The organism is Enterobacteriaceae endosymbiont of Donacia crassipes (genome assembly GCF_012569785.1).
Taxonomy (GTDB): Bacteria; Pseudomonadota; Gammaproteobacteria; order Enterobacterales; family Enterobacteriaceae.
Map to the genome: position 1 here is coordinate 408,380 of NZ_CP046202.1, position 18,935 is coordinate 427,314.

Genomic DNA, 18,935 nt, shown 5'->3' on the forward strand with positions numbered 1-18,935 from the left:
CTATTATATATAACAGTCATGATATATTTTTTATTTTAAAATTTTAATTAAATAAAAAATATAAAGCATAAAAAAACGTAATAAATAAAATAAAACATAATAATTTTTCTATTTTATTCAAAAAAAGAATTTTTGGATTTATAGTTTTAATTAATAATAAAAATATTAATCCAGGTGTATATAATATTAAAGATAATAATAGATTTATAAACCCAGCTGCATATAATAACCAAATAGAGTAAATACATGAACCTATGCCAATAAATAAATTAAACTTGTTAATTTTTTTTCTACAAGATATATTTACTAAATAAGCACCAACTAAAAAATATGGTACCAATATCATTTCAGATGCAATAGTTAATAATTTATTATAATTTATTTTAGTTATCCAAATTAATATTAAACATATTTGCATACTAATATTAGTAAACCACAAAGCATATGATGGAGCTTGATAATCATTTTGTTTAGATAATATTTTAGGAAAAATTTTATTTTTAGCAGCTATCCAAGGCACTTCTGCAGCCATTATAGTCCAACTAAGGTATGAACCACATACTGATATAATTAATCCTAAAGAAATAAAAATATCTCCCCATTTCCCAATTAAAACAGTCATAATACTAGCCATTGAAGGATTTTTTATCTTAGATAAATCTAATCTAGACATAATACCGAAGGGTAATAAAGATATAAGTAAATATATAAATAAAGCAATCAGAACTGCTAATAATGTTGCTTTACCTACATCTTTAGAATTTTTTGCTTTATTTGAAAGAATAACAGCACCTTCTAAACCAATAAATACCCATAAAGTAATTAACATAGTATCTTTAACTTGTTTAAAAATAGAAATTTTGGTTTGTAACCCTAATAAATCTATACTAAATAATTTAAAATTAAAAACTATACAAGTTAAAACTATAAAAATAGTTAAAGGAATTAATTTACATAATGTAGTAATTATATTAATATTAGAAGCTGTTTGTGTTCCTTTTAATAATAAAAAATGAATTATCCATAATAATATAGAAGCTCCTAAGATAGATATCCATGTATTACCACAACCAAAGATAATATGATTTGGAGTGTCAATTAGAATTCCTATTGCAGAAAATACAATTACTAAATAAGAAATATTAGCAATAACAGCACATAACCAATATCCCCATGTAGAATAAAACCCAATTAAATTACCAAATCCATTTTTAGCATAAGAAAAAATTCCTCCTTGTAAATTAGGTTCTAATTTATTAAGTAATAATAACGATAAAGCTAAAAAAATAATACCTATACCAGTTATACTCCAACCTATTATTAAGGCTAAAGGACTTGCAATCATAGCCATATTTTGGGGTAAACTAAATACTCCAGCCCCTAACATAGAATTAAGAACTAATGATGTAAGTGCTATTAAATTTAATTTTTTATTCAAAATAATTCCTTTAATTATATTAATAAATAATTTTTTAATTTATTTAAATAAGATTTTATTAAAAATATAATTTTAAAAATTTTATATTGGATTATATATATCTATAAAATGAGTTTTTAATTTTAATTTTTTTTTCAACCATTTACCTAACATAATAACACCACCTTTTTCTGTTGCATGATGTCCTGCACTAATAAAATGAATTTTATTTTCATTTGCAATATGTAAATTCATTTCTGATATTTCTCCTGTTAAAAATACGTCTACATTAAAATATAAAACTTTTTCCAAAAATTTTTGTCCTGCTCCACTACACCAAGCAATTTTATAAATTTTTTTAGGTGCATTTTTACCGAAATGTAATGGAATACGATTTAATTTATTTTTTATTTTTAAAAGAAATTTTTTAATACTAATTTTATTTTTTAAATAACCGTAAAAAATAAAAGGATTAATTTTACCTTGTATTTTTATATCTAAAATTTGAGCTAAATAAATATTATTTCCTATTTTTTCATTAATATCTAAAGGTAGATGCCAACTATATAAATTAATATTTTTCCTTAATAAGGTATATATTCTTTTTTTTTTAAATCCTTTAATAACTGGAGATTCATTATTCCAAAAATATCCATGATGAACAATAATAGCATCAGCTTTAAGTTTAATTGCAATATTTAATAATTGTTGACAAGCACTTACTCCAAGTATAATATTTTTTATATGTTTTTTCCCTTCTATTTGTAGACCATTAGGAATGTAATCTTGTATATTTAAATTAGTTTTTAACTTATTATTAATTATTTTTTCTAATATTATATTTTTTATCATATTAATTAATTTTTTTTTATTAATATAATTAATATATATAATTTTTTATATTTTATATAATTAAATATTTTTTTTAAAATAGATATATTTATTTTAATTTTAAAAAAATTATATATTATAAATAAATAAAATTTAATTTTATATTTATAAAATAAAATATAAGGAAACTTTATGTTTAAAAATCTAAGTAAAAAATTATCTGAAACATTATTAAAAATTAAAAATTATGGACGTTTAACAGAAAAAAATATACAAGAAATTTTAGATAAAATTTATATTAATTTATTAGAAGCAGATGTTGCTTTAGAAGTTATAAAAAATTTTATTAAAAATATTAAAAAAGATTCTATTGGTAAAAAAATTAATAATAATTTTACTCCAGGACAAGAATTTATAAAATTAGTATATAAAAATTTAATTAAAATTATGGATTCTCCTGACAAAAATATTAATATGGCAATTCAACCTCCTGCTGTAATTTTATTTACAGGATTACAAGGAGTTGGAAAAACAACGAGTGTAATAAAATTAGCGTATTTTTTAAAGAAAAAATACAAAAAAAAAATTATTGTTACATCAACAGATGTATATAGACCTGCTGCTATGGAACAATTAAAAATTTTAGCAGAAAAAATAAAAATTGATTATTTTAATGTAAATAAAAATTTGTATCCAATAGATATTTCTAAAAAGGCACTTAATTATGCTAAAAAAAATTTTTATGATATATTAATAGTTGATACAGCAGGTAGACTTCATATAGACCATTTTATGATGAATGAAATTAAAGATATTTATAAGATATTATCTCCTATAGAAACTATTTTTACTATTGATGCAATGACAGGTCAAGATTCTATTAATAGTGCTAAAAAATTTAATACTACTTTACCTATTACTGGAATTTTTTTAACTAAAACTGATAGTGATACTAGAGGAGGAGCTATTTTGTCTGTTAAATATATAATAAAAAAACCTATTAAATTTATTGGTACTGGAGAAAAAATAAATAATATGTCAATATTTTCTCCAGAAATAATTGCTTCTAAAATATTAGGTATGTCTTCTGAATTATCTATTATTGATAATATAAAAAAAAAGATTAATTTAAAAAAAAATAAAAAATTAATAGAAAAATTAAAAAATAAACATAAATTAAATTTACAAGATTTTTTAGAACAAATAAAACAAATAAAAACAGTAGGTAGTAAAAATATTATCAATCTTTTAAGTAAAATAAAAATGAATAATATTCAAAATTTTTCTAATCCAATTATGAATATTTTAAATATAGATGATAATATTATAAAAAATACAAAAGCAATTATAAATTCTATGACTAAAATTGAAAGAAATGATGTTAGTATATTAAATCTTTCTAGGAAAAAAAGAATATCATTAGGATCTGGAGTTTCTATTTTTAGAATAAATGTTATACTAAAACAATATAATCAAATGAAATTAGTTACTAAAAAAATGAAAAAAAATAATAATTTTAGTAAAATAATTAGTTATATAAAAAATATATTTAATTCTAAAAATTAAGGAATAATATATGGTTAAAATTAGATTATCTAGAAAAGGTATTAGGAAAAAACCTTTTTATCAAATAATTGTTACAAATAGTAGAAATTCTAGAGATGGACGTTTTATAGAAAAATTAGGTTATTTTGATCCTTTAAATTTAAATAAAAGATTGCATTTTAATAAAAATAGAATAGATTTTTGGATATCTAAAGGAGCTATTCTTTCGAAAAGAGTATATAGTTTAATAAGATAATTTTATATACTTATTTATGACTATTTTAAAAAAAAAAATAATTTTAGGACAATTTAGTCAAACGTATGGAATAAAAGGATGGATTAAGTTATATTCTTATACTCAAAATAAAAAAAATATTTTTTTGTATAAGAAAATATTTATAATAAACAATATAAAAGATATTTGTTTTATAAAATTTTATAAATATAAAGTTTATAAAAAAAATTATATTGTTAAATTTAAAAATTTAAATAATATTAATGATGTTTCTAATTTAAAAAATAAAAAAATTTTTATTTTCAAAAATGAGTTAAGAAAATACAAAAATATAAAAGAATATTATTGGTATGAAATAATTGGATGTTATGTATTTAATAAATATTTTTTTTTAGGTAAAATTATTAATTTAATAAGTTTGAAAACACATGATGTTCTTATTATTAAATCTAATTTATTAAAAATTAATAAAAAAAAAATATTAATTCCTTTCATAGAACCTAATATTATTACTAAAATAGATTTAATTAATAAATTTATTAAAGTAAACTGGGATATATGATTTATTTAATAAATAAAATAATAAAATATTTATGTGGATTAGTGTTATTAGTTTATTTCCTGAAATGTTTAAAGAAATTATAAAATATGGATTAATTAATAAAAGTATAAAAAAAAAATTATTAAATATTAATTTTTTTAATCCTCGAGATTTTACTAAAAATAAAAAAGTAGATTCATTAATTTATGGAGGAGGTGGTGGTGTTATATTAAAAGCAAAACCTTTAATAAGAACTATTTATCAAGCAAAGTTACAAATGCAGCATCATGTAAAAATTATTTTTTTATCTCCTCAAGGTAAAAAAATAAATGTATCTTGTATTAAAAAATTATTATCTTATAAAAAAATGATATTTATTTGTGGTAGATATAAAGGTATAGATGAACGTATAATTAATAATTTTGTAGATGAAGAAATTTCAATAGGAGATTATATTCTTAGTGGGGGAGAGTTACCAGCTATGGTTTTAATAGACGTTTTAGTAAGAAATATTCCTGGTGTGTTAAATACAATTTCGTCATGTACTACAGATTCTTTTTTTAATAATGGATTATTAGGATCTCCTAATTATACTAAACCTAAAATATTAAAATTTTTAAAAAATAATAATGTTCCTAAAGTTTTAATATCAGGTAATCATAAAAAAATAAAAGAATGGAGATTAAAACAATCATTAGGAATGACCTGGTTAAAAAGACCAGATTTATTTAAAAAAAAAATATTAACAAAAAAAGAAAAATTTTTATTTAATAAATTTAAAAATTCCTATTTAAAAAAAAGATAATACTTTGGAGTTATTATAATGAATAATATTATTAGTTATATTGAACAAGAACAAATTAAAAATTATAAAAAATTTCCATTATTTAGATCAGGAGATACATTAGAAATACATATTTGGGTTGTAGAAGGTTCAAAAAAAAGAGTTCAAATTTTTGAAGGTATTGTAATTGCAATTTCTAAAAAAAATAGTTTTAATTGTTCTTTTACCATTAGAAAATTATCAAATGGTATTGGAATAGAACGCGTTTTTTCTTTATATTCTAAAATAATTAATGATATTAAAATAAAAAAAAAAGGTTATGTAAAAAAAGCAAAATTATATTATTTACGTAAATTAGTAGGCAAAGCTGCACGTATTAAAGAACGTTTAATGTAATTAAATATTTTTATATAAAAATATATGAGGATTTATTTAAACAAATAAAATATTTATATGTGATTAATGATTTTGTTTTTAATATTAGAAAATCTTTTAATTTGAGATTTTATTGCTTTATAAAAAATAATTTTATTACTGTAGATAGTAATTTTTTTTTTAGCTCTTGTAATAGCAGTATAAATTAATTCTCTAGTTAATACAGAATAAAATTTATTTGGTAATACTAATGCAATATTTTGAAATTCTGATCCTTGTGATTTATGAGCTGTTATTGCATATGCTATTTCATATGACGGTAAGTTTTCAATGCATATAATTTTTTGTTCCCCATTAAATAAAAAAAACTTAATTTTTAATTTTTGATCTTTTTTATCTAAAAAAGTAATGCCAATATCTCCATTAAATAAATTTAAATAGCTATCATTTTTGGTAATAATTATAGGTTTTCCTACATACCAATTGTGTTTCTGAGAACTAATGTTTATTATATTATTACTTAATAATTCTTTTTCAATGATAGAATTAATTTTTTTTGTACCAAACAATCCATATTTTATAGCACATATAATTTGATAATTATTAAATTTATACAAAATATTTATATCATATTTTTTATATTTTTGTAAATAAATAAAATATTTCTTATATTCTTCAATAAAAAAAGATATCATTAATTTATATTTATTTATATTTAACATATTAAAATATTCGATATCATTATATTTTTTTAATAAAAAAATTCTTTCAATTTTTTTTTGATTACCATTCTTAATATTTAAAGCTAATTTATTAATACCAGAATTTATTGCATATCTATAATTATATTTTAAAACAGTAATAAAATTACGAAAAAAAAATTTTTGTATATTTTTATTTTCATATTGATATTTAATTATAGAATTTAACCATAAAAAATACTTTTTTGTAAAACAAAATTTTTTAAAATAACATAAATCTTTAAATAAATTTCCATATTCTATAGAAGGCAATTGATATTCATCTCCTAATAAAATTAATTTAGTTTTTTTAGGTAAAATATTTAAAATAATAGACATTAAATTAAAATCAATCATCGATGATTCATCGATAATTAACAAATCTATATTAAGTTGATTTAAATCATTAAATTTAATTTCTTTAGTATAAATTTCCATTTTTAATAAATGATGTATAGTAGTTGCTTTTTTAGGAATATTTGCTCTTTTTTTTTTATCTATTATTTTATCAGAAAAATTTTTAAAAAAATGATTAATAGATTGTGTTAATCTAACTGCAGCTTTACCAGTAGTAGCTACAATTTTTATTTTTAAATTTGTATTAAAAATTTTTATAAATGCAAAAATTATTTTTGATATTATACTAGTTTTTCCTGTACCAGGAGATCCAGTAATTATACTAATTTTATGAGTTAATGCTGAACAAATAGCTTCTTGTTGTATAACATCTGTTTTATTACATAATAATTTCAAAATTTTTTTTATTTTTTTTGGTTCTATAAAAGAAAAATTATTATTAAGAAAATTTTTTACTATTATATTTTCTTCATACCACATTTTATGTAAATACAAATAATTATTTATTAAAATAATAGGAGTATTTTTTTCTCCATTACTAACAATATCTTTATAAGAAGATAAAATTTCTTTCCAATTTTTAATTTTATTAATTTCTTTTATTTTTTTTAATAAAAAACTATTTTTATTATTTTTAATATTTATATCTAAATATAATTTAGATATGGGCAAACAAATATTACCTTTGCCAATATAATTGCTAAGTAAAGCAATAGCAAACATTAATAAATCTTTTTTTTTATTTGTTAGTATAGATGCTAAATATAAATCAATTAAACGAATAATTTTAATTTTACATAATTTTTTTAAAAATAAATACATGTTATTTTATTCAATATCTATTAAATATCATTTTATAAAAATAATTTATTTAATTTATCAATTAATTTGATTGATGGTTTTGTTTCCCAAACACCATTATATTTTTTTATTTTATGATCAAAACCTCTAATATAGAAATAAATAACACCTCCAAAACATTTATTATAATTATAATTTTTAATACGATATTTTAAATATTTATGTAAAGCTAATGTATAAAATTGATATTGTATATCATAACGATTTAAATATATATCTTTTTCAAGATTTTTTGTTTTATAATCTTTGTTATTATTACCTAACCAACTTGATTTATAATCTATAATGTAAAATTTGTTTTTCCATAAAAATATTAAATCTATAATTCCTGATAAAAATCCATTAATTGTTTGAAAATTTAATTTATTTAATTTATTAGAAATAATGTCATATTTATTTATAATATTATTATATTCTATAGAAGAAAAATCTTTTTTTATAGATAAATAAAATTTAAATTCTGTTTTTTTTTCATGATTATTTATCTGATGTAAAATAATTTTATTTTTACCTATTGGTATATTTAAAATATTATTAAACCAATTAGTTATCATAATATGCCAAGTCACATTAATATTTGTTTCCATTAATTCTTTTTTAATAAAACTTCTAGAAATATTTTTTGTAAAATCTAATTTTTCTAAAATTTTATGAATAATAATTCCTATATTTTTCCCTATAGGAAAATTATATTGTGTTTTTTTCCCACTATTTTTAGTTAAATTTAAAAAATTATATTGATAATTAATACTAAAATAATTTAAATTAAAATTTTGTTGTTTTTTTATTTTAGAAAAACTAGATATTATTTTATTTTTAAAATAAAAGTTTTTTACTGGTAATGTAAATAATTTTTTATTTTCTAGTCTTGTATAAATATCATGATCTAATTTTATTTTTTTTTTTTTATTAAAAATTTTAATAGAAATATTTTTATCTTTTAAATTATATAAAATTTTTTTCAAATCAGTATTTGAAATATTATTTTTTTTTTTTAATAGAAAATTTAAAGCATTTATATAAGATAAATATAAATTTTTTTTTTTAAAATTATAAAATTTTAAATTAGTAATACCAATACTACAATGAAAAATTGATCTAGTTAAAGAAACATATAATAATCTTAAATTTTCAGAAAGAGTTTCTTCTAAAAATAATTTTTTACTTTCTTCATCTTTTATAAAATCTAAAGTTATTTTAAAATTTTTTCTATTATGATAAATAATTCCATCTTTATTTATAAATTCAATAATATTTGAAGAAATAAATGGTAACCAAACAATAGGAAATTGTAATCCTTTAGATTTATGTATAGTCATAATTTTAATTTTATTAATTTTATTATTTAATTTTATTTGTTGATTTAATAAATTTTTATTTGTATATTTAATCTGTTGTAATAACCATACTATTGTCTTTTTAAGATCTGTTATATCAAAACATGATGTTTGTATTATTTCACCTAAATATAAAATATTTTTTATTTTTTTTCTCATAAACTGATTTGAAATATTTATTTGAGAAATAAATTTATCTTGTATAAAAATTTCTTCTAACATACTTAAAATTCCATATTTTTCCCAAATTAATTTATATTTATTAAATTTATTCATTATTTTTTCTATATAATTTTTTTGATTATTTTCATCAAAAAAAGATAAATTAATATTAAATAATGTACTTGATAAAACATTTATAATTTTTTGTTTTTTATTTGGTTTTAAAATGGTTTTTAATAAAAAAAATAATTCTTTAGCTTCTTGTTTTTCAAAAATATTATTAGAATTAGATAAATAAATAAAAGGTAAATTAAATTTTACAAATTCTTTTTGTAAAATTATGGCTTCAAATCTATTGCGAACTATAACAGTTATATCTGAAATATTAATATTTTTTTTTTCATTATTTTTTTGTAAAAAAGCTTGTCCTTTTTCTCCTAAAATTATTAACTGACATATTTCATATGCACAAATATATGATATTTTTTGTCTATATAAATTTATATCCATTATTTTATCAATAAACCAAAAAGTTATTCCAGATTTTATTTTATTATTAATAATAAAATGATCATTTAATTTTTTTGATGAATATTTAATAGGATTGAATATTATATTTTTAAATACAAAAGGATAAGTTCTATTAGAAAATAATTTATTAATACCATTAATCATGGTGCTTGAAGAACGCCAATTATATGTTAATGTATAACATTGTTTAATTTCTAATGAAGCTTTTAAATAAGTAAAAATATCAGCACCTCTAAAAGAATAAATTGCTTGTTTAGGGTCTCCTATTAGGATCATTAAATCATTATTTTGATTGAAATAAATTTTTTTTAAAATATTATATTGTTGTATATCTGTATCTTGAAATTCATCTATTAATATTACAGGAAATAATTTTCTTATATCTTCTATAATTTGAATACCAAATCTAGTATTTAAACTTTTATTTAAAATATTTAATAAATCATTAAAACTTATTTCGTTATTATTCCTTTTTTTTTGTAACACATATTTTTTTATATATTTGATTGCTTTAGTAATTATTAGATATTTTAAATTAATAATTTTATTTATAAAAATGTCAATATATTGAAATAATATATATATAGGTGGATTAATATTATTAATAGTATTATTAATTAATATTTTTTGAGAAAATCTAGATAATTCTTTAGGAAAGAAATAATTTTTAGTTTCTATTAAACTCCATTTATTAATAATACTTATCCAATTTTTTATAAATTTTTTATTATAAATATGTTTATTAACATTAGAATTATTAATAATATTAATTATATTATTTTTATATTTTATCCAATATTTTTTTATGTTTTTAATATATTTTTTGTTTTTATAAAATTGTACACAAAGATTCCGATTTTTAAAAGGATATTTTATAATTGGTAATTTTTGTTGTGATAACAATGGTAATAATGTTTTTAATAAATCATCTGGAGTTTTCCAATATAATAAAATTATTTTTATTATTTCTTTAGGTAAATCATATAAATATGTTTTCCAAAATATTATAGAAGCCTTTCTTTGTAAAAATAATTCATCATTAATAATTTTTTTATTAAATAAAAAATTATGAATTTCATAATTTTTTAAATTTAAAATTTTTTGACAAAAAGAATGTATTGTATAAATAGATGCATTATTTATATTTTTTTCAGCTTTTAATAATAAAATATTAGCATTTTTATAATCTTTTATTTCTCTAATAATATTATTTATAATATCATATTTACTTTTTTTTTGTATGCATCCAATTCTTAAAAGATAAATACTATTTTTAATTTTTTTATATAAATTTTGTATTGCAATATCAGTAAAAGTTACCACTAGAATTTGTTCTACATTTAGTGGTTTTATATTTGTATTTTTTTGATGTAATCCTAAAAGCATTCTTAAATATATAATAATAATATTAAATGTTTTACCAGTACCTGCTGATGCTTCAATCAAAAATTGACCCTTAAGATTTTCTTTAAAAGGATTAAATTCTTTAAAATTTGTTAGTTTATTTGTCATATTGTTTATTAAATACTATAGTAAAGTAAATCAAACATCCATTTTTTTATTAATTTTTTAGTATCTAACCAAGTTTTATTATTTAAATAAAAATTTAATTTTTGAAAATATGGATCATTACATTCATTCATAATATTATTATTATTCCAATAGTAAAAAAATTTTTTTTTTGATTTATTTTGCACATAAGAATCCATAATAATATGTTTTGTAATTTTATCATAACAATCTTTTATCCATATCCAAGAACTTTTTATAGGTAATAAAATAGGATTATTTATACCTTGTAAATAACCATTAATATATTTTTCTAATAAAAAATAAGCTTGATTTTTTTCGAAAAATTGAAAACTGAATTTTGTATTTTCTATACCATAAATAGATAACAAAAATTTTTTATTATTATAAATACATAAAATTAAATGATTGATCCACAAACTAATAATGGATTTAATATCTATTATTTTAGGTTCTAATATAATATAATTATTTCGATAACTAAAATAATTAATATTACCTTCTAATATAAGATTAGAAATATTTAAATTAATTTTATTAATTTGTTCTACATATTGATATTTTTTAAATTGCTTATTTAATATTTGGTTTATTTTATGAATTTTTTCTTCCCACCATATTTTCCCATAATATCCATAAGGTAAAATACCTTTATTTAAATAATAAATATATAGATCATTAATATTTTTATTTGATAAAAGTGTATGTAGTATTTGTTTTTTTATTAAAAATTCTTGTAATGGATTGATTTTAAATAGTTCTATATCAGGTGTTGTTATATCATGTAAATATTTTAAATATATTTTAAATCTTTGATTAAAAAAACCTTTAACAGGATGTTTCCAAAAATTAATTAAATTATTAATTGATAATTTAGTAATATTTACTATTTTCAATTTTTGAGAATTGTTAGAATATGAAATATTTTGTTTTTTTATTAAAAAATTATTTTGATAATTTCTATAAAAATATTTAATAAAATTATTTTTTAAATAATAATTTTTTGAAATATATAATATTAATTCATTAATTAATGTAGATAGATTATTATCATCATTATTTAAATTATTATTTGTATAACTAATAAATAATTTATTTTCTGTAGAAATTATTAATTTTAATAAAATATTTTTTTCTTTGTCTAAATAATTTTTTTCATTTTTATTAGAAAATTTATTAGTTAAATCAAAAATTATAGGATTTATTTTTTTTGGTAAATATTTATCATTCATACCTATCATAAAAACTTTTTTAAAAGTCATATTTTGAAATACATGAAAAGGACAAAAATTTATTTTATTTATACAAAAATAAAAATTTTTATATTTTTTTTTAATTAAATAATCAATTTTTTTTTTTATTATATTAATAGAAATTTTTTTTTTGTATTTAAAACTTAATCCTTGATTAAGGAAAAATAAAATTTTTTTTAAAAAAAAATATATATTTTTTGATACTAAATTAGATTCTGGGAAAAAATCATAATAAAGATTTAATAAATTTTTTTTCCATTTTTCTAAAGAAAAATTTTTTTTTAATTTTTTTTTCCATTTTTCTAATTTTAATAAAAAATAAATAAATTTTCCTAATAATTCTTTAGATAATCCCATTGATATATTATATGGAATAAGATTTTTCCATTGACCAAAATTTGTATTTAAAGTAAAACCTAAAAATATACGATATAAACCTAATTTCCATGTATATTGATCTTTGGGTAAAGAAATTTTATTAAAATTTTTAATATTCAAATTATATTTAATACCTACATGTTTTATCCAATAATATAAATATTTTATATCTTTTTTACTTAAAGAAAATTTTTTAGATATAAATTTATTATCTAATAAAAAGAAAATTTCATGAGGAGTTAAATCTTTATAAGATAAATCTAATAAAAATAAAAATTTATTTAAAATATCTAAATTTTTCATATTATCTAAATTAGAATATATATTAATAGGAAGATTAATATTTCTAAAAATAGAATTAATAAATGGAATATATAATTTTAATTTAGGGGAAATAACAATTATATCATGTAAAAAATAATTTTGATTTTTTTTTAAAGTATATATTATATTATTGTATAATAGTGTTATCTCTGTATAAAAATCTTCACAAATGTTTATTTGTATAGATTTATCCAAATAATTTATTTTCTTTTTTAAATTTATATTATTTTCTTTTATATATAAAAAATCATTTTTAATATGATTTAATAAACTTATATTATTATATTTTATAAATGTTTTAATACACCTAGATGGTAAATCTACTAATTTATTAATATTATTTAAAGTATAATTTCCCCATAAAAATAATAATTTATTAAAATTAATTTTTTTATTATTTTGATTATAAATAAAATTATCCCAATAATGTTTAGAAGGAGTACATAATAAAATATGTATTTCCATATATTTTTCTAATTTTTTTAATAATTTTAAATATATTAAAGGTATGCTTTGTATATCTAAAATAAATATTCTTTGTGGGAGTAAATCATATCTAAATTGTTTAGATTTTTTATTTTTTTGATAAAAATCATATAATTTACCATAATGCCATAATTCTTTATGTAAAATATTTTTATAATAAATTAATAATGTTTTCCATAATTTTGCTTGCCATATTTGATGTTTATTTTTCAATAAAGGTTCAATTTTGTTTTTTGTCCACATTAATAATAATTCTGGTTTATATTTTTGATAATGATCATATAAATGAGATATTTGTTCCGATAATTGAAATAAATATTTAGTATCTTGAATTTTAAATTTAAAATTTTTTCTAAAATTTTTAAATTCTATCGTAGATATTAATTCTGGAATTAATAAAAATATTAACCAAACAATATTTCCTTTATATAAAAAATCACCTTTATCCAAGTTAGGAATTATTGTTTTAAATATATTCCAAATAAATTTTTCAAAATTAATAAAATTTATATTTCCATATATTCCTAATATATTTGAAAATTTAATTTTTATTAATTCAGAAAAATTTTCATAATTTTCGTATAATATTAGTTCCGGTTCTAATACCTTTTTTAAAGGATATTTTTTAACTTGAATTTTTATTAAATTTAATAAAATATCAATATTATTTGAATAATAAATTGCAAACATATTTATGTTTTTATAAAAAAATTAAAATTTTATATTAAAATATAATATAATTACATATTTAAATATTAATTACTAGTATAGTAGTTATTATATTTTAACTATAAATAAATATGTAAATTAATAATTTAATATTTAAATTTTTTAAAATTTTATAATTTTTATAAATTATGTTATCAAAATTAAATTTTAAAATTATTAAATAATATTATAATTAATAAATAAATTTTTATATATATGAAAAAAATTTTTTCTACAATTATACCAAATGAAAATATTTTGTTTTTAAGAGCAAAATTAATAACTGGTTATTACATTATTGATATTATAAAATGGTTAAATTATCCAATAAATTATAACTCTATAAAAGACAAGGGGATAATAGGAAAATTAATTGAATATTATTTAACAGGGGAAAAACAAAATAATAAATTAAATCAGGATATTCCATATCTTGGAATAGAAATTAAAACAATTACTGTAAATTTAAAAAATAAAATCTTAAATGATTGTTTTATTTGTTCATTCCCTTTATTAATTAAAAAAAGTTTATCTTTTTATAAAAATCAATTATATAAAAAAATATCTAAAATTTTATGGATACCTATTATAACTAAAAATATAAATACTCCTATGTTGAAAAAAAAAATAGGTAATCCATTTTTTTGGGAACCTTCTATTAAAGATAAAATAAAATTAAATAATGATTGGAATAATTTAATAAAATTATTAATTATGGGACAATTAAAAAACATTAATTATTATAATGGTTATATGTTAATAGTTAAAAATAAAAGTAATAAAAAACAATTAACTAAAACAATTGATCAAAATGGAAAATTTTTATATATTTCTCCTAAAGCTTTTTATTTTAAAAAAAAATATTTAAGTTCTTTACTTAAAATTTAAATAAAATTATTTTAACATAATTCTAAATTAATTAATTCTTCTATTTTTTGGCGTCTTCTTATTAATTTAGGAATATTATTTTCAATTAAAATTTCTGGAATTAAAGGTCTGCTATTATAATTAGAAGACATTGATGCACCATATGCTCCAGTATCATGAAAAATTAAATAATCATTAATATTTACTTGTGGTAACATAAAAAAATTAATTTCTCCACTTTCTAATTGAGTAAATATATCTCCTGATTCACATAAAGGACCTGCAACAATAGTTGCAATTTTATGATCATCAGACATATCTCTTCCTTTAAATGAAATTGCAGATATATAATGATAACTACCATACATTACAGGTCTAATTAAATCATTAAAACCAACATTAACTAAAACAAATCTTTTATTTTTAATAATTTTTATAGCACATACTTGACAAATTAATATACCTGATTCAGCTACTAAAAACCTTCCTGGCTCAATTTCTATTTTTATATTTTTTTTAAAAAAATTATTAAGAATATTTCTTGTTTTATCCCATAAATTAAAATAATGATTAGTATCAACTATAATATCAGTTTTTTTATAAGGTATTGGCAAACCTCCCCCTGCAGAAATAATATTAATTGTTGGCATATATGATCGTAGTACATTATATAACATTGAATCACATACTTTTTGTAAATGTTCATAATTTACTCCTGAACCTATATGCATATGTAAACCTATTAAATTTAAATTATATTTTTTTATTAAAAAAATAGATTTTTTTAAATCTTGATACCAAATGCCATGTTTACTATTTTCTCCTCCTGTATTTGTTTTTTTATTATGACCATGTCCAAAACCTGGGTTAATTCTTAACCATATATTATGATTTTTAGATAATTTACCTAATTGATGTAACATATCTATTGATCCAATATTAACAGTGATATTCAAAGAAATAATACGTTTTAATGTATATTTTTCAAAAACATCTGATGTAAAAACAATATCATTTATATTTTTTGGATTATATCCAGCAACTAAAGCTCTTTCTATTTCTCCTAATGAAATAGCATCTATTTTAACTCCTTCATGTCTCATTAATTTTAAAATATTTATATTAGAACAAGATTTTTGTGAAAATCTTATTATATCAAATTTTTTTAATTGTAAAATTTTATTTTTTATATTTTCTGCACAATATAACCAAAATGGGGTATTATATTTTTTTATCAGAAATAAAATAGTTTGAATAGAAATATTATTTTTATTAAATTTTTTATCAAAAATTTTTATGTTCATTTTATTGACCTTATAAATATATTTAAACATGATATATATTTTATATAGAATAAAATTTATTTAATAAATTTTTATTAAAATGTTAATTAATTAATTTACTAGCCAATATAGTTGATCTATGTTATTTATTAAATAAAATATTTAAAATATATCATAATTATTTATATAATTTATAATTATAATTTATTATAATTTATTATAAATAAAATAAATTGTATTATTTAAATTATATAAATTTATTTAAATATATTAAAATTTAGGGAAAAATAATGTTACAAAAAGAAATTATTATTAATAATATTCATGGTTTTCATACTCGTCCTGCAGCACTTTTTGTAAAAGAAGCCAAAAATTTTGTCTCTGACATTACTATTACATCTAATGGTAGAACAGTAAATGCTAAAAGCTTATTTAAAATACAAACTTTAGGATTAACTAAGGGAACTTTAATTATTTTAAAAACTTCTGGAAAAGATGAAAAAAAAGCTATTGAACATTTATCTAATATTATTCAAAATTTATAAATAAATTATTAAATTTTATAAAATAATTTAATTTTAAATATTACATTAATTTTATAAAATTATTTGAATGATATTCAATATGTAATTTTAATACATTAGAGGTAAAAAATATGATTTCAGGAATTTTAGCTTCTCCTGGCATTTCATTTGGTAAAGCATTTTTATTAAAAATAGATAATATTATTATTAATCGTAAAAAAATTACTGATAATCAAATAGATATAGAAATTAATAAATTTTTAAATAGTCAAAAAAAATCTATAGAACAATTAGAATATATAAAAATAAAATTACTTAAAAATAATAATTCTGAAAAAAAATCAATTCTTGATGGACACATTCTCTTGCTTCAAGATGAAGAAATGACAAAAGAAGTTATTTTATTAATAAAAAATCATTTTATATCAGCAGATGCAGCAGTAGATTCCGTTGTAAAATCTCAAATTAAAATATTACAAAATTTACATGATCAATATCTAAAGGAAAGAGCTAGTGATATTAAAGATATAGGTGATCGTTTAATAAAAAATATTTTAAATTTAAATACTATTAATTTAAATAATATAAATGAAAAAGTAATTTTAATTGCAAAAGATCTTACACCATCAGAAACAGCACAATTAAATTTAAAAAAAATTTTAGGATTTATTACTGATTTAGGAAGTAAAACATCTCATACAGCTATAATAGCACGTTCATTAGAAATACCAGCAATTGTTGGTACTGGTAATATTACAAAAAAAGTTAAAACAAATGATTATATTATTTTAGATAGTATTAATAATAATATTTTTATTAATCCTTCTCAAAAAATAATAAAAGAAAAAAAACTATTATTTAATAAATATATGATAGAAAAAGAAAAATTAAAAAAAATTAGTAATTTACCTGCTAAAACTAAAGATAATTATCAAATTAAAATTTGTGGTAATATAGGATCATTAAAAGAATTACAAAATATTAAAAATAATGGTGCTGATGGTATCGGATTATATAGAACAGAATTTTTATTTATGAATCGTGACTCTTTCCCTTCAGAAGAAGAACAATTTTTTGTTTATAAAACATTAGCAATAAATATGAATAAAAAATCTGTTATTATCAGGACTATGGATATAGGTGGCGATAAAAAAATATCATATATGAATTTACCTCAAGAAGAAAATCCATTTTTAGGTTATAGAGCAATTAGAATAAGTATTGATAGAAAAGATATTTTACATACACAATTAAGAGCTATTTTAAGAGCTTCTTCTTTTGGTAAATTATGTATAATGTTTCCTATGATTATTTCAATAGATGAAGTTCTTCTTTTAAAAGATGAATTAAAATTTTTAAAAAAACAATTGCAAGAACAAAAATATGATTTTAATAAAAATATTTCTATAGGTATAATGATAGAAACTCCAGCATCAGCTATAATAGCTCATTTTTTAATAAAAGAAATTGATTTTTTTAGTATAGGTACAAATGATTTAACACAATATACATTAGCTGTAGATCGAGGAAATGATTTAATTTCACATTTATATAATCCTATTCATCCAGCAATCTTATGTCTTATTAAACAAGTAATAGATGCTTCTCATACAGAAGGCAAATGGACAGGAATGTGTGGTGAATTAGCAAGTGATGAATTTTTTATTCCTGTATTATTAGGTATGGGATTAGATGAATTAAGTATGAATGCTATTTCTATTCCAAAAATTAAAAATATTATTCGTAATATTAAAATAACTAAAGCTAAAGAATTAGCCAATAACATTTTATTACAACCTACAATTAGAAAGATTCAAACTTTATTACTAGAATTTAATAAAAAAAATTATTTTTTAAAAAGGTAAA

14 protein-coding genes are annotated in these 18,935 nt (G+C 17.2%); 8 read left to right on the top strand and 6 right to left on the bottom strand.

The features are described 5' to 3' along the window. Window positions 1-43: 43 nt before the first annotated feature. Together GJT95_RS02000 and GJT95_RS02005 are read right to left on the bottom strand one after the other, a co-directional pair. Window positions 44-1,438, bottom strand: a complete 1,395-nt coding sequence (locus GJT95_RS02000) for a basic amino acid/polyamine antiporter (protein WP_169786097.1) — start codon at window positions 1,436-1,438, stop codon at window positions 44-46. A gap of 81 nt (window positions 1,439-1,519) precedes the next feature. Further along, window positions 1,520-2,266, bottom strand: a complete 747-nt coding sequence (locus tag GJT95_RS02005) for a Nif3-like dinuclear metal center hexameric protein (RefSeq protein ID WP_169786150.1) — start codon at window positions 2,264-2,266, stop codon at window positions 1,520-1,522. A gap of 174 nt (window positions 2,267-2,440) precedes the next feature. Between GJT95_RS02005 and GJT95_RS02010 the strand changes: the two genes are divergently transcribed. Genes GJT95_RS02010 through rplS form a run of 5 tightly spaced genes read left to right on the top strand, consistent with a single transcriptional unit; the run spans window position 2,441 to window position 5,749 of the window. Further along, complete coding sequence (locus tag GJT95_RS02010) at window positions 2,441-3,814, top strand: signal recognition particle protein (RefSeq protein ID WP_169786098.1); 1,374 nt, start codon at window positions 2,441-2,443, stop codon at window positions 3,812-3,814. 10 nt (window positions 3,815-3,824) lie between these two features. Next, window positions 3,825-4,049 carry a 30S ribosomal protein S16 gene (gene rpsP, locus GJT95_RS02015; RefSeq protein ID WP_169786099.1) on the top strand — a complete coding sequence of 75 codons (225 nt, stop codon included), beginning with the start codon at window positions 3,825-3,827 and terminating at the stop codon, window positions 4,047-4,049. Between the two features lie 16 nt (window positions 4,050-4,065). Then, window positions 4,066-4,590 carry a ribosome maturation factor RimM gene (gene rimM, locus GJT95_RS02020; protein ID WP_169786100.1) on the top strand — a complete coding sequence of 175 codons (525 nt, stop codon included), beginning with the start codon at window positions 4,066-4,068 and terminating at the stop codon, window positions 4,588-4,590. A gap of 31 nt (window positions 4,591-4,621) precedes the next feature. Continuing rightward, window positions 4,622-5,374, top strand: a complete 753-nt coding sequence (trmD, locus tag GJT95_RS02025; RefSeq protein WP_169786101.1) for a tRNA (guanosine(37)-N1)-methyltransferase TrmD — start codon at window positions 4,622-4,624, stop codon at window positions 5,372-5,374. An 18-nt stretch (window positions 5,375-5,392) separates the two neighbouring features. Then, a complete protein-coding gene (rplS, locus tag GJT95_RS02030; protein ID WP_169786102.1) occupies window positions 5,393-5,749 on the top strand; it encodes a 50S ribosomal protein L19 in 357 nt (118 codons plus the stop codon). 53 nt (window positions 5,750-5,802) lie between these two features. On the opposite strand, the gene recD is transcribed toward rplS, so the two are convergent. The 3 genes from recD to GJT95_RS02045 are packed head-to-tail and all read right to left on the bottom strand — an operon-like array spanning window position 5,803 to window position 14,377. Further along, on the bottom strand, window positions 5,803-7,647 hold the full coding sequence (recD, locus tag GJT95_RS02035; RefSeq protein WP_169786103.1) for an exodeoxyribonuclease V subunit alpha: 1,845 nt from the start codon (window positions 7,645-7,647) through the stop codon (window positions 5,803-5,805). A 32-nt stretch (window positions 7,648-7,679) separates the two neighbouring features. Continuing rightward, on the bottom strand, window positions 7,680-11,228 hold the full coding sequence (gene recB / locus GJT95_RS02040; RefSeq protein WP_169786104.1) for an exodeoxyribonuclease V subunit beta: 3,549 nt from the start codon (window positions 11,226-11,228) through the stop codon (window positions 7,680-7,682). An 8-nt stretch (window positions 11,229-11,236) separates the two neighbouring features. After that, window positions 11,237-14,377: an exodeoxyribonuclease V subunit gamma gene (locus GJT95_RS02045; RefSeq protein ID WP_169786105.1), complete on the bottom strand. Its 3,141-nt coding sequence runs from the start codon at window positions 14,375-14,377 to the stop codon at window positions 11,237-11,239. A 234-nt stretch (window positions 14,378-14,611) separates the two neighbouring features. On the opposite strand from GJT95_RS02045, the gene GJT95_RS02050 reads away from it, so the two are divergent. After that, a complete protein-coding gene (locus tag GJT95_RS02050; protein ID WP_169786106.1) occupies window positions 14,612-15,283 on the top strand; it encodes a MutH/Sau3AI family endonuclease in 672 nt (223 codons plus the stop codon). An 11-nt stretch (window positions 15,284-15,294) separates the two neighbouring features. On the opposite strand, the gene lysA is transcribed toward GJT95_RS02050, so the two are convergent. Next, complete coding sequence (lysA, locus tag GJT95_RS02055) at window positions 15,295-16,566, bottom strand: diaminopimelate decarboxylase (RefSeq protein ID WP_169786107.1); 1,272 nt, start codon at window positions 16,564-16,566, stop codon at window positions 15,295-15,297. Between the two features lie 269 nt (window positions 16,567-16,835). Between lysA and GJT95_RS02060 the strand changes: the two genes are divergently transcribed. Continuing rightward, window positions 16,836-17,090 (top strand): HPr family phosphocarrier protein, encoded by a 255-nt coding sequence (locus GJT95_RS02060; protein WP_169786108.1) that lies wholly within the window; start codon window positions 16,836-16,838, stop codon window positions 17,088-17,090. A 110-nt stretch (window positions 17,091-17,200) separates the two neighbouring features. Next, entirely contained in the window at window positions 17,201-18,934 is a 1,734-nt protein-coding gene (ptsI, locus tag GJT95_RS02065) for a phosphoenolpyruvate-protein phosphotransferase PtsI (protein WP_169786109.1), read from the top strand. Window position 18,935: the final 1 nt, after the last annotated feature.